The 13,337-nt window shown below is 46.6% G+C and carries 9 protein-coding genes; 2 read left to right on the top strand and 7 right to left on the bottom strand.

Annotated features, from left to right (window positions below; translation table 11 throughout):
- Positions 1-204 precede the first annotated feature (204 nt).
- Positions 205-1,185 carry a zinc-dependent alcohol dehydrogenase family protein gene (locus AC27G9_RS02230; RefSeq protein WP_487070571.1) on the top strand — a complete coding sequence of 327 codons (981 nt, stop codon included), beginning with the start codon at positions 205-207 and terminating at the stop codon, positions 1,183-1,185.
- A 36-nt stretch (positions 1,186-1,221) separates the two neighbouring features.
- Here the strand turns inward: AC27G9_RS02230 and ccoG are convergent, their stop codons facing one another.
- The gene (gene ccoG / locus AC27G9_RS02225) at positions 1,222-2,595 is read right to left on the bottom strand and encodes a cytochrome c oxidase accessory protein CcoG (protein ID WP_487070569.1); all 1,374 of its coding nucleotides are present in this window, start codon (positions 2,593-2,595) and stop codon (positions 1,222-1,224) included.
- A 115-nt stretch (positions 2,596-2,710) separates the two neighbouring features.
- Between ccoG and AC27G9_RS02220 the strand changes: the two genes are divergently transcribed.
- Positions 2,711-4,111, top strand: a complete 1,401-nt coding sequence (locus AC27G9_RS02220) for an aminotransferase-like domain-containing protein (RefSeq protein ID WP_487070567.1) — start codon at positions 2,711-2,713, stop codon at positions 4,109-4,111.
- Positions 4,112-4,182: 71 nt separating this feature from the next.
- Here the strand turns inward: AC27G9_RS02220 and sucD are convergent, their stop codons facing one another.
- The 6 genes from sucD to sdhA form a co-directional block, all read right to left on the bottom strand.
- Positions 4,183-5,055 (bottom strand): succinate--CoA ligase subunit alpha, encoded by an 873-nt coding sequence (gene sucD, locus AC27G9_RS02215; protein ID WP_487070565.1) that lies wholly within the window; start codon positions 5,053-5,055, stop codon positions 4,183-4,185.
- Entirely contained in the window at positions 5,055-6,221 is a 1,167-nt protein-coding gene (sucC, locus tag AC27G9_RS02210; protein ID WP_487070563.1) for an ADP-forming succinate--CoA ligase subunit beta, read from the bottom strand. The genes sucD and sucC overlap by 1 nt, the downstream gene beginning before the upstream one ends.
- A 145-nt stretch (positions 6,222-6,366) precedes the next feature.
- The gene (gene odhB, locus AC27G9_RS02205; RefSeq protein WP_487070561.1) at positions 6,367-7,842 is read right to left on the bottom strand and encodes a 2-oxoglutarate dehydrogenase complex dihydrolipoyllysine-residue succinyltransferase; all 1,476 of its coding nucleotides are present in this window, start codon (positions 7,840-7,842) and stop codon (positions 6,367-6,369) included.
- Between the two features lie 9 nt (positions 7,843-7,851).
- The gene (locus AC27G9_RS02200) at positions 7,852-10,674 is read right to left on the bottom strand and encodes a 2-oxoglutarate dehydrogenase E1 component (protein ID WP_487070559.1); all 2,823 of its coding nucleotides are present in this window, start codon (positions 10,672-10,674) and stop codon (positions 7,852-7,854) included.
- A gap of 167 nt (positions 10,675-10,841) precedes the next feature.
- Positions 10,842-11,552 carry a succinate dehydrogenase iron-sulfur subunit gene (locus AC27G9_RS02195; protein ID WP_487070557.1) on the bottom strand — a complete coding sequence of 237 codons (711 nt, stop codon included), beginning with the start codon at positions 11,550-11,552 and terminating at the stop codon, positions 10,842-10,844.
- Between the two features lie 12 nt (positions 11,553-11,564).
- Complete coding sequence (gene sdhA, locus AC27G9_RS02190) at positions 11,565-13,337, bottom strand: succinate dehydrogenase flavoprotein subunit (RefSeq protein WP_487070555.1); 1,773 nt, start codon at positions 13,335-13,337, stop codon at positions 11,565-11,567.

Below are 13,337 nucleotides of genomic sequence, written 5' to 3'. Positions count from 1 at the left end.
TAAATACAAGTATGCCAGAAAGTACCAAAGCCCGTGATATACAACAAGTCACCCTGTGAGTTTTTAAACAAAAAAATGTACTTATCGCCCCAGCTGTTTAAGGAATCAGCAAATAAGGGTGTATCAATATTATTGATTGGCATTGTGCATGGTTTCTTGCGAGCGTAAGACCATGATAAAACCAGTCAAAAGACGGAAAAGACTATGTTAAAAGCAGAATACACCAAACGCGGCCCAAACCCCGTTGACGTAATCGAAGCAGTAGAAGCAACGACACCGGAACTCGGTGAAGGACAAGTGCTTTTAGAACTACTGGCATCGCCTATCAACCCTTCAGATGTACTTACACTTACCGGTCAATATGGCATATTGCCACCTCTACCCGCGATCGGCGGAAACGAAGGTGTGGCTAAGGTCATTGAAGCGGGTCCTGGCGTCACGCACTTACCTATAGGACAAACCGTATTATTGCCTGTGGGCATCGGCACTTGGCAGACTCATATCGTTGCACCAGCAGCTAAACTGGTTCCTCTGCCCAATGACGCTGATCCTATTCAGCTTTCAATGGTAACCATCAACCCACCCACAGCATCGCTTATGCTCAGTGAATTCGTCGATTTAAAAGAAGGCGACTGGGTCATTCAAAATGCTGCCAATTCAGGCGTTGGTAATTACCTAATCAAACTGGCAAAAATGCGTGGGCTTAGGACCGTAAATATTGTTCGTCGAGAATCACTTGTTCAACCACTACTGGATCAAGGTGCAGATGTCGTACTTGTCGATGGTGACGATTTACATGAGCGTGTTGCACAAGCCACAGGAAAAGCCAATATCCAATTGGGAATCGACGCCATTGGTGGTCCCGCAACGGCTAGATTGGGTGCCTGTCTAGGCAATGACGCTACGTTGGTCAACTACGGCATGATGAGTGGCGTACCGTGTGAGTTGCCGGCTTCTCTTATGGTGTTCAAAGGGATCACGGTGAAAGGCTTTTGGCTCGCAAAATGGTTTGAACGGGCAACGCGAGAAGAGCAAATGGCGTTGTATGGAGAGCTAACCAAGCTCATTGCCACCGGGCAATTAACCACACCAGTTGACAGTACCTATTCCGTTAAAGATATCAAACAAGCCATAGGAGCAGCGGCACAGGGAGAACGCAACGGCAAGATCATCGTTACCGCCTAAAATCAGTTAAGGTTGCCGTGCACTGCACGGCAAATCTTAGTTAAAGCTTGGACCATAAAATACCGTTTGTTTACGGCTAAGCACCTCGTTGCTGTCTTTTTCCGTAACGGTGAAGACCACGTCAGTTTTATTGTTTTGTGCAAAAACACTATCATGCATCGTCAGTGCGGTGGCAACACTCAGCTGCTCTTGTGCATTGATTTCATAATCCTGGCGCAGTAACTCCTTTCCATCGTCGCTTCTGACGGCAACTAGCTCAACAAATTCAGTACTTCTTGATTTGTTCAATAACTTGAGAGTGTAGGTATTTTCAACATTGCCCAAATAATCTGTGCGGTATAAAGCATTACGGTCTCTAAGTACAGACAACTCCATAGTCGAGCGAATTTGTGTCCAAGCCACCATTGCAATAACAACTAACAGAACACCAGCCGCATAGCCTAGGGTCATCTTAGGTGAACGCAGTGAAGGCGCCTGCGCCTGATAACGAATCAGGTTAGGTTGATAACCGAAATTGGTCATGACGTCATTGCATGCATCGACACACAATCCACAGTTGATGCACTCGGCCTGAAGGCCTTCTCGTATATCAATGCCCGCTGGGCACACCTGAACACAAAGCTTACAGTCTACGCAATCGCCCATGCCATTGGGCTTGGTCTGATTTCTGCGTCTAGGGCCTCTGCCCTCACCACGAGAAACATCGTACGTCACCAAGCGAGTTTCTGGTTGAAACATCGCTGACTGGAACCGCGAATACGGGCACATGTGTTCACACATTTTCTCTCGAATAAAACCCGCGTTGACAAAGGTACAGGTAGCAAAAAAAAGTACCCAACCTGTTTCCAGCCCGGTCAGTGATAGGCTAAAAAAGCCTGGGTACAAACGCCCCACAGGAATGAAGTAGCTCATAAAAACCAACGCGGTAAACAGGGCTATCATTGCCCAAATAACGTAAACCGCACTTTTCTTTGACAGCTTAGTCACTGACCATGGCTGTTTATCAAGTGAGATTTGTTGGTTTCTCGAACCTATTACTCGGTTTTCTACCCACATAAACATCAATGACCAAATAGTTTGAGGGCAGGTATAACCGCACCACACTCGGCCATATTTTCGCGTCACCCAAAAAAGGCCGTAGGCGGCGGCAATGAAGACGAGTGCAAAAATAAATAAATCTTGTGGGTAAAGTACCCAGTAAAACAACGTCAGCGTTTGTTGCTTAACATCAAACAATACCGCTTGTTCACCATTAAATTGCAAAAACGGAATCAATATAAACATAGCTAAGAGTACACTGGACAACTTTCGTCGAATCGCTTGAAACCTGCCAAACTGCTCCCTTACATAAATTTTTCCTTCCGATTTTTGATAAACGGGAATCGTTTCTAGCTCTGCAAATTTAGACATCAGTCAACCTATAACAGCAGTGGGATGGCGCAGATTGTAGCGATCAAATAAATTGGTTACAGAGACAGCATTTTGGTTTTATAATGGGTACAGAATTTTACCTATGAGAAAGTCAATGAACGATTTTCAATATCAAAAGTTAGCTAACATTTTGGGTAAACAGATAGACGCGGGTTTGCTTAGCCCTGGCTCAAAACTGCCGTCTATAAGAGCCTTATGTACCCAACACAACGTCGCAAAAAATACCGTTATTCACGCGTTGCAACAGCTTGAGCGCTTTGGTCTAGTCCAAGCTAGTGCGAGACGTGGTTACTATGTATCGCCTCGCGCCACAGAGACTAATTCTCCAGCGGCACCTACTCCTTCAGAACCCAAAGCCGTAAACATACCCACGGTACTGCATGACATTATGCGCAAAAGTGCAGCGTTTGACGTCTTACCCCATCAACTGCCTATTGTGGAATCGACGGGTATAAAAAATTTACATAAACATCTCAATAGAGCCGTTAAACAACAAGGCCACATTCACAGTGCGTACTACGACAACCCAAAAGGAAATCAAAACCTACGAGAAGCCTTGTCCCAGCACTATGTCCAGCTTGGCGTCGGGATTAGTTACGATGACATTGTGATAACCGCCGGTTGTCAGCAAGCCATCTCGTTGTCGCTTCAAGCGACATGTTGTAAAGGCGATACCGTACTTATTGAGAGCCCTGGATTTTATGGTGCGCTACAATTGCTTGAGTACCTTGAGCTCAACGTGATCGAAATCCCATCCGATCCGAGTACGGGAATCAATATTGACTCGGTCTCACAGGCATTAAAACAACACAATGTCACTGCCTGTATTGTTACGCCATCTTTTGCAACGCCCTCAGGTGCTTTGATGCCTGACGCTAACAAGAAACGATTGGTTGAACTTGCCAATGAACACGATATAGCACTTATAGAAGATGACATTTATGGTGAGGTGTATTTTTCTCGCCGTCCAACACCGCTTAAGTTTTACGACACAAAAAATCGCGTCATCACGTGCTCTTCTTTTTCGAAATCTCTGTCAAGGGACTTGAGAATAGGCTGGGTAATGGGCGCTCGTTGGCACGACAAAATCATCCGCTCGAAGTTGGTTAATCAACTCTCAATTAGTCAAACTCCACAAGTTGCACTGAACACTTACATTCGTTCAGGCGATTGGCGTCGGCATCTTCAACAACAGCGTCAATACCTACTACACCAACGGGACCAGCTATTGGAAACACTTCAGCAAACATGGGACTTTGAGTATACGGTGACAGAGCCGGTTGGAGGTCTTTGTGTTTGGCTCGGGCTACCTGAACACATAGACACGATGTCTTGTTACGCCGTATGTAAACAAGAAGGCATCATAATTACCCCGGGTAGCCTGTTTTCAACGACCAATAATTTCGACAATTATTTACGAATCAGTTTTAATCACCCGGTAGTCGGCGCTAGACGAAAAGCCGTGGAGAGAATTGGGCAACTATTAAGGGCCTGACCGGACTGTACACAACACATTGCGTATACAAAAAAGCCCGCATGATGCGGGCTTTTTTAGTTCGATATCGCTTACCAACCAGTGATTTCGCGAAGTGCTGCACCGATGTCAGCAAGAGAGCGTACTGTTTTTACGCCAGCTGCTTCTAGTGCTGCAAATTTTTCGTCAGCTGTGCCTTTACCGCCAGCGATGATTGCACCAGCGTGCCCCATACGCTTGCCAGGAGGAGCAGTAACACCTGCGATGTAAGAAACGACAGGCTTAGTTACATTTTCTTTAATGAATGCTGCTGCTTCTTCTTCTGCGGTACCACCAATTTCACCAATCATAACGATTGCTTCTGTCGCTGGATCGTCCTGGAACATTTGAAGAATATCGATAAAGTTAGAACCTGGAATTGGGTCACCACCGATACCAACACACGTAGACTGGCCGAAACCTTCATCAGTCGTTTGCTTAACTGCTTCGTAGGTCAATGTGCCAGAGCGTGAAACAATACCCACTTTACCAGGCTTGTGAATGTGACCAGGCATGATACCAATTTTACACTCTCCTGGCGTGATAACACCTGGACAGTTTGGACCAATCATGCGAACGCCTTTTGCTTCGACGTACTCTTTAGCGTAAAGCATATCAATCGTCGGGATACCTTCAGTGATACATACGATCAATTCGATACCCGCATCTGCTGCTTCAACAATTGAATCTTTACAGAAAGGCGCTGGTACGTAAATAACTGTCGCTGTTGCGCCAGTAGCTTCTACTGCTTCGCGTACCGTATTGAATACTGGCAAACCTAGGTGTTCTGTACCACCTTTACCTGGTGTAACACCACCAACCATTTGCGTACCGTAAGCAATAGCTTGCTCAGAGTGGAATGTACCCTGACCGCCAGTGAAACCCTGACAGATAACCTTAGTGTCTTTATTAATTAAAACTGACATTATTTGCCCTCCGCTGCGGCAACAACTTTTTGTGCTGCATCCGTTAGCGATTCTGCTGCAATGATGTCTAGGTCAGAACCGGCAAGCACTTCACGACCAAGGTCAGCGTTTGTACCTTCTAGGCGCACAACAACTGGCACTTCAACACCGACTTCTTTAACGGCACCGATAATACCTTCTGCGATCATGTCACAACGAACAATACCACCGAAGATGTTAACCAGAACCGCTTTCACGTTGTCGTCAGACAAAATGATTTTGAAAGCTTCAGCAACACGTTCTTTAGTTGCACCGCCACCAACGTCTAGGAAGTTAGCAGGCTTGCCACCGTGTAGGTTTACGATATCCATTGTACCCATCGCAAGACCAGCACCGTTAACCATGCAACCAACGTTTCCGTCTAGTGCGACATAGTTTAATTCCCACTGCGCTGCGTGAGCTTCACGAGCATCTTCTTGAGATGGATCGTGCATTTCTTTCACTTTAGGCTGACGATACAAAGCGTTACCATCAACACCAAGCTTAGCATCTAGACAGTGAAGATTACCGTCATCTTTAATTACTAGTGGGTTGATTTCGATCAATGCTAGGTCAAGGTCTTCAAACATCTTAGCCAAACCCATGAAGATTTGTACGAATTGTTTGATCTGAACGCCTTCAAGGCCTAGTTTGAATGCCATTTCGCGAGCTTGGTAAGGCTGAGCACCAACAATTGGGTCGATTTCAGCTTTCAAGATCTTTTCTGGCGTTTCTTCAGCAACGGTTTCGATTTCTACACCGCCTTCCGTTGAAGCCATGAACACAACTCGACGTGTACCACGGTCAACAACTGCACCAAGATAAAGCTCATTGGCGATATCTGTGCACGACTCAACTAGAATCTTACTTACAGGCTGACCTTTTTCGTCAGTCTGGAAGGTCACCAAGTTTTTGCCTAACCAATTTTCAGCAAATGCGCGGATGTCATCTTTGCTTTTTACCAATTTTACGCCACCGGCTTTACCGCGACCGCCTGCGTGGACCTGACATTTTACAACCCACTCGCTACCGCCAATACGGTCAGCTGCTTCAACAGCCTCTTGAGGAGTATCTGCTGCGTATCCTTCAGAAACAGGTAAGCCGTATTCTTTGAACAGCTGCTTACCTTGATATTCATGCAAATTCATGGTGTTTCTATCCGATTTTATTTAAGACAAAAGCCGCTCATGCGACTTAGTTAAACAAGCTAGGTTCAAAGGAACCTAACAATGTGACAAAGGGAAACCAGTATAACTGTGTTTCCCCCTATACACGCTCCGTGCGACGAAAGTCTTACACGTCTAGTAACAGACGAGTAGGATCTTCGAGCATCTCTTTAACGGTAACAAGGAAACCAACTGACTCCTTGCCATCGATAATTCTGTGGTCGTAAGACAGTGCCAAATACATCATTGGCAAAATCTCAACTTTACCATTAACCGCCATTGGACGATCTTGAATCTTATGCATACCCAAGATAGCGCTTTGTGGTGGGTTAATGATAGGCGTAGACATCAATGAACCAAATACACCACCGTTGGTAATCGTGAAATTACCACCTTGTAGTTCCGCCATTGACAACTTGCCATCGCGACCTTTAATCGCTAGGTCTTTGATGCCTTTTTCCACACCAGCCATTCCCAGTGCATCCGTGTCCTTAAGAACAGGGGTTACTAGGCCACGAGGTGTTGAAACGGCAATCGAGATATCAAAATAATTGTGATAAACGATATCGTCGCCATCAATTGAAGCATTCACTTCCGGGAAGCGCTTGAGTGCTTCAGTTACTGCCTTGACATAGAAAGACATGAAACCAAGACGGATACCGTGACGTTTCTCAAAGCTTTCTTGATATTGCTTGCGAAGGTCCATAATTGGCTTCATGTTAACTTCATTGAAGGTAGTCAACATTGCCGTTGAGTTTTTCGCTTCAAGAAGGCGATTGGCAATTGTTTTACGCAAGCGCGTCATCGGAACGCGTTTTTCTGTGCGCTCTCCCGCAGAAACCTCTGGCGCAGCTTCTTCTTTAGCAGCTGCCGGTGCAGGAGCTGAACCGCCTTTCAGATATTGTTCAACGTCTTCTTTTGTAATTCTACCGCCTTTGCCAGTACCTTTCACTTTAGAAGCGTCAACACCTTTCTCAGCCAATAAGCGTCTCACGGATGGGCTAAGTGCGTCTGACTCAACCGCGTCGTCACTCTCAGCTGCTGCTGGGGCTGCTGCCGCAGCGGCGCCTTCAACAAATTTAGCGATGATTTCTTCAGCAGTAACCGTTGCGCCCTCTTCAGCAAGGATTTCGCTCAACGAACCATCTGCAGGAGCAACAACTTCCAGTACTACTTTATCGGTTTCAATATCGACTAAGTTTTGATCGCGGCTCACTGCTTCGCCTACTTGAACGTGCCAAGTTGCAATCGTCGCATCAGCCACTGATTCTGGTAAAACTGGCACTTTAACATCACTGGATTTGCCAGCTGGAGCCGCTGCAGGTGCTGCCGCTGGCGCTGAAGCTGCCGGCGCAGGAGCGGCTGCGCCATCCTGCAACAAACCGATTACTTGTTCGCCCAATACAGTTGCGCCCTCACCATCAGAGATCTCACCCATAACACCATCAGCCGGTGCAACTACTTCTAGTACGACTTTGTCGGTTTCAATATCGACCAAGTTCTGATCACGCGTTACGCTGTCCCCGGTTTTTACGTGCCATGTTGCAACGGTAGCATCGGCAACTGACTCGGGAAGAACCGGAACTTTTATCTCAATTGTCATCGTTGTTCCTTATTTTATAGTGAGTGCGTCTTCAACCAGTGCTTTTTGTTGCTGGTTGTGAACGGATACGTAACCTACCGCAGGAGAAGCTGAAGCCTCACGGCCTGCGTATGTTAATTTTGCTCCCTCTGGAATGGCTTGCCAGAAGTGATGTTGGCTGCAATACCATGCGCCTTGGTTCTGTGGCTCTTCTTGACACCAAACCCAGTCTTTAACATGGCTGTACTGAGCAACAATTTTTGCACATTCCTCTTGTGGGAACGGATAAAGCTGCTCAAGACGAACGATTGCAACGTTCTCTTGTTCATTTTTACGGCGTTGTTCCAGCAAATCGTAATACACTTTACCAGAACACATGACCACACGCTCTACCTTGGCTGGATCGAGGTCATCAACTTCACCAATCACGTTGTGGAAGACACCTGCAGCTAGTTCATCCATAGATGAGATTGCGAGCGGGTGACGCAACAATGACTTAGGCGACATTACAATCAGAGGCTTTCTCATTGGGCGCACAACTTGGCGACGAAGCATATTAAACACTTGCGCTGGTGTTGAGGGCACACAAACCTGCCAGTTGTGGTCAGCACAAAGCTGAAGGAAACGTTCAAGCCTCGCTGAACTATGCTCTGGGCCTTGTCCTTCGTAACCATGAGGAAGCAGTACAGTCAAACCACACAAACGTCCCCACTTAGCTTCACCAGAACACAAGAATTGGTCAAATACAACCTGAGCACCGTTGGCAAAATCACCGAACTGCGCTTCCCAAATGGTTAAGCAGGTCGGCTCTGCCGTCGCATAACCATATTCAAATGCCATAACCGCGGCTTCTGATAGAACAGAGTCATAAATCTCTATTTTCTCTTGATCGTCGCTGATGTGTTGCAGCGGCATGTAGTCAGAAGCGTCAACTTGGTTGTGCAAGACTGCGTGTCTGTGGAAGAACGTACCGCGACCTGAGTCCTGGCCAGTCATCCTAACGCTGTTGCCTTCTTCGCTAATAATAGTGGCATAGGCTAAGTTCTCTGCCATACCCCAGTCTAGAGGCTTATCACCTGCAGCCATTGCTTTTCTGTCTTGGTAAAGCTTGTTGACCCGAGATTGAAGCTTGAGGTCTTCTGGATACTGGGTAATCGACTCAGCTAACGCCTTCAACTTTTCGACAGCAATTGAACCGTCATAGGCGATGTCCCAATCGTGGCCCAGATACGGAGACCAATCTACCGAATGTTCGGTCATTGGGCGCCACTCCTCTACTACGCATGCACCATGATCAAGGGCAGCGCGGTAGTCATCTAGTAGCTTTCCGACTTCGTGAGCTTCAATAGTTCCCTCGGCAGTTAGCTGATCTGCGTAAATCTGGCGTGGAACTGGATGCTTTTTAATTTTTTGATACATCAACGGCTGAGTCGCGTTTGGCTCGTCGGCTTCGTTGTGACCATGACGACGATAACAAACTAAGTCGATCATTACGTCGCGTTTGAATTTGTTTCTGTATTCCAATGCCAACTTGGTAACAAACAACACCGCTTCTGGGTCGTCGGAATTAACATGGAATATGGGCGCCTGAACCATTTTCGCGATATCAGTACAGTACTGAGTCGAGCGCGTATCTTCGGTTTTTGACGTTGTAAAACCAACTTGGTTATTGATAACGATTCGTACCGTACCGCCAACGGCAAAGCCGCGAGTTTGAGACATGTTAAACGTCTCTTGCACTACACCCTGCCCCGCGATAGCTGAATCACCGTGGATGGTGATAGGCAGTACCTGACTTGTATCATTGTCTCGACGCTCAAGACGAGCACGTACAGACCCCATCACCACCGGGTTAACGATTTCTAAGTGAGACGGGTTGAAAGCGAGTGCCAAGTGCACATTACCGCCAGGCGTCGCAAAGTCAGAAGAGTAACCAGCGTGATATTTAACGTCACCTGCGCCAAGAGACTCGTCATGCTTACCAGAAAATTCATCGAACAGAACGGATGGGTTTTTGCCGAGCACATTAACAAGTACGTTTAGACGACCACGGTGTGCCATGCCGACAACGACTTCTTTGGTACCTACTTTACCGGCTTCAGTAATCAGCCCTTTCAACATCGGAATCAGCGCGTCGCCACCTTCCAATGAGAAGCGTTTGGCACCAGGGAATTTCGCCCCAAGGTATTTCTCCATACCATCAGCAGCCGTCAATCCCTTAAGGATATTAATCTTCTCTTCGCGACTGATTTCAGGTTTGGCTTGCACTGACTCAATCTTTTGCTGCAGCCAACGCTTTTGTTCTGTGTCCGTAATGTGCATATATTCTGCACCAATTGAGCCACAGTATGTACGGTTCAATGATTTATATAACTCACCCAGAGGTAAATTTTCTTTACCAATGGCGTAAGACCCTACATTGAATACCGTATCGAAATCTTGTTCAGATAAGCTGTGATGTGACAACTCAAGATCTCTTACTCTAGCTTGCTGCCAAAGCCCTAGAGGATCGAGGTTTGCATGTTGATGACCACGGAAGCGATAGGCATTAATAAGCTGTAATACTTTTACTTGCTTACCATCAGAAGTTGTCGATGCTTGAGACGGTGCAGCTGAAACTCTAGCGGCTGGGCCGAGCGCTGCCATCTTTTTAAATTGCTCTCGGATAAGAGAGTGTTTGGTTTCTAATTCAACGCCGTCAACTTTAGGTAATCCTTCGAATACTTGACGCCATGAATCAGACACACTTTGCGGGTCATCAAGATAGGCTTCGTACATTTCTTCAACATAGGCCGCGTTACCGCCTGCCATATGCGACGAATCCCACCATGCTTTCATCACGCTATCTTGCATATTGTGCCTTGTTACGCTTTAGTAAAAACTCAATCTATATGGTGTTGTATTTACATTAATTCAAGTAAATAAATCACCGGTTTTTTTAATATATAAAATAGCCATCCGAAGCGGATGGCCATTTACAGTATTGTATTTGTGTCATCGAAGATGACAAAAATATAGTACTAAACAGCCCGTTGTAAAAGCATTGACTTGATTTGGCCAATCGCTTTTGTCGGGTTTAGTCCTTTCGGACACACGCTAACGCAGTTCATGATTCCGTGACAACGGAACACGCTGAACGCGTCATCGAGGTTGCTCAAACGCTCATCTGTTGCAGTATCACGGCTGTCGATAAGGAATCGATAGGCGTGCAGTAAGCCTGCCGGGCCAATGAACTTATCTGGGTTCCACCAGAACGATGGGCATGATGTTGAACAACACGCACACAAGATGCACTCATACAAGCCATCTAGCTTAGCACGATCTTCAGGTGACTGAAGGTGCTCTCTTGCCGGTGGCTGTTTGTCATCGTTGATAAGGAAAGGTTTTACTTTTTCGTATTGTGTGTAGAACTGTGTCATATCGACGACAAGGTCACGCACAACAGGTAAACCAGGCAATGGGCGAATGACAATCTTACCCTTACCCAGTGCGGATAGTGGCGTAATACAAGCTAGACCGTTCTTACCATTCATGTTCATCCCATCCGAACCACAAACACCTTCACGGCATGAGCGGCGGAAAGACAACGACGGGTCTTGCTCTTTCAAAAGTAAAAGTGCATCAAGCACCATCATATCTTGGCCTTCTTCGACCTCAATAGCATAGTCTTGCATGCGCGGCGCGTTATCAACTTCTGGGTTGTAACGATAAACTGAAAAATTTAATTTCATGTCAATGCCCTCTTAATACGAACGCACTTTCGGAGGGAAGGCCTCACGAAGTTTAGGCGCCATATTGACTTCACGTTTCAACATAGACTCAGATTCTGGGCGATAAATAGAGTGGCACAACCAGTTCTCATCATCGCGATCTGGATAGTCAAAGCGGCTATGCGCACCACGACTTTCCGTACGGAAGTTAGCTGCAACAGCTGTGCTGTAGGCCGTTTCCATCAGGTTATCCAGCTCTAAACACTCGATACGTTGGGTATTGAAGTCAGAACTCTTGTCGTCGAGACGTGCATGCTGTAGACGTTCACGAATGGTCTTAAGCTCTTCCAAGCCTTGGGCCATTGCATCACCTTCACGGAATACAGAGAAATTAAGCTGCATACACTGCTGCAAATCTTTCTTGATTTGAACAGGGTCCTCGCCCTTACCTTTTTCTGAGTTTTCCCAGCGATTGAAACGCGCCATTGCTGCATCTAGATCACTCTCTGACGCGTCGCGCGTTGGCGCGATTTCGTCCAGCTTGTCACCGAGGTGCAGGCCAGTTGCACGACCGAATACCACTAAGTCAAGCAGCGAGTTTCCACCTAGGCGGTTCGCACCGTGTACAGATACACATGCAATCTCACCACAAGCAAACAAGCCGTTTACGACTTTATCATTACCGTTTTCATCAACAGTCAATGCCTGCCCATGAACATTCGTTGGAATACCACCCATCATGTAGTGACAAGTTGGAATTACTGGAATGGGCTCTTTCACCGGATCAACGTGAGCGAACGTTCTTGAAAGCTCAAGAATACCCGGTAGGCGAGATTCTAGAACGTCTTTGCCCAAGTGGTCCAACTTCAGTTTTATGTGCGTGCCCCAAGGGCCTTCACAACCGCGGCCTTCACGGATTTCAGTCATCATTGAACGAGCAACAACATCACGACCAGCCAAGTCTTTTGCATTTGGCGCGTATCGTTCCATGAAGCGTTCACCATCTTTATTCAGAAGATAACCACCCTCACCACGACAACCTTCGGTCACCAAAGTACCTGCACCAGCTATACCCGTTGGGTGGAACTGCCACATTTCCATATCTTGTACCGCTACACCAGCGCGGAGCGCCATACCAACGCCATCACCCGTATTGATGTGTGCGTTGGTAGTTGAAGCATAAATACGACCTGCACCACCTGTGGCTAGTACCACCGCTTTCGATTTGAAATAGACAACCTCGCCAGTTTCAATATCAATTGCAGTACACCCAACAACATCGCCATCTTGGTTTTTAACTAAGTCTAAAGCGTACCATTCGCTGAAGACCTTAGTTTTGTTTTTAACGTTTTGTTGGTACAACAAGTGTAAAAGCGCGTGCCCTGTACGGTCCGCCGCTGCAGCAGTTCGAGCGCCTTGCTCGCCACCGAAGTTCTTGGATTGGCCGCCGAAAGGACGCTGATAAATTTTGCCGTTTTCGAAACGAGAGAAAGGAAGACCCATGTTTTCCATTTCAATGATCGCTTCTGGACCGGTTTTACACATATATTCGATAGCGTCTTGGTCACCGATGTAATCAGAACCCTTAACTGTATCGTACATGTGCCATTCCCAGTTATCCTCGTGAGAGTTACCTAGTGCTACGGTAATACCACCCTGTGCAGACACAGTGTGAGAACGAGTTGGAAATACTTTAGATAATAATGCGCATGATTTACCTGACTGAGAAATCTGAAGCGCGGCGCGCATACCTGCACCACCTGCCCCGATTACAACAGCATCATACTCATGAACTGGTAAACTCAT

The sequence above is a fragment of the Alteromonas sp. 5NS40-0096 genome, assembly GCF_057544385.1.
This window is presented reverse-complemented; position numbering and strand designations above follow the sequence as displayed.

Excerpts from the sequence above, each read along its gene's own strand:
- AC27G9_RS02230 (WP_487070571.1), top strand. The coding sequence starts at position 205 with ATGTTAAAAGCAGAATACACCAAACGCGGCCCAAACCCCGTTGACGTA.
- ccoG (WP_487070569.1), bottom strand. The coding sequence starts at position 2,595 with ATGTCTAAATTTGCAGAGCTAGAAACGATTCCCGTTTATCAAAAATCG.
- AC27G9_RS02220 (WP_487070567.1), top strand. The coding sequence starts at position 2,711 with ATGAACGATTTTCAATATCAAAAGTTAGCTAACATTTTGGGTAAACAG.
- sucD (WP_487070565.1), bottom strand. The coding sequence starts at position 5,055 with ATGTCAGTTTTAATTAATAAAGACACTAAGGTTATCTGTCAGGGTTTC.
- sucC (WP_487070563.1), bottom strand. The coding sequence starts at position 6,221 with ATGAATTTGCATGAATATCAAGGTAAGCAGCTGTTCAAAGAATACGGC.
- odhB (WP_487070561.1), bottom strand. The coding sequence starts at position 7,842 with ATGACAATTGAGATAAAAGTTCCGGTTCTTCCCGAGTCAGTTGCCGAT.
- AC27G9_RS02200 (WP_487070559.1), bottom strand. The coding sequence starts at position 10,674 with ATGCAAGATAGCGTGATGAAAGCATGGTGGGATTCGTCGCATATGGCA.
- AC27G9_RS02195 (WP_487070557.1), bottom strand. The coding sequence starts at position 11,552 with ATGAAATTAAATTTTTCAGTTTATCGTTACAACCCAGAAGTTGATAAC.
- sdhA (WP_487070555.1), bottom strand. The coding sequence starts at position 13,337 with ATGAGTTTACCAGTTCATGAGTATGATGCTGTTGTAATCGGGGCAGGT.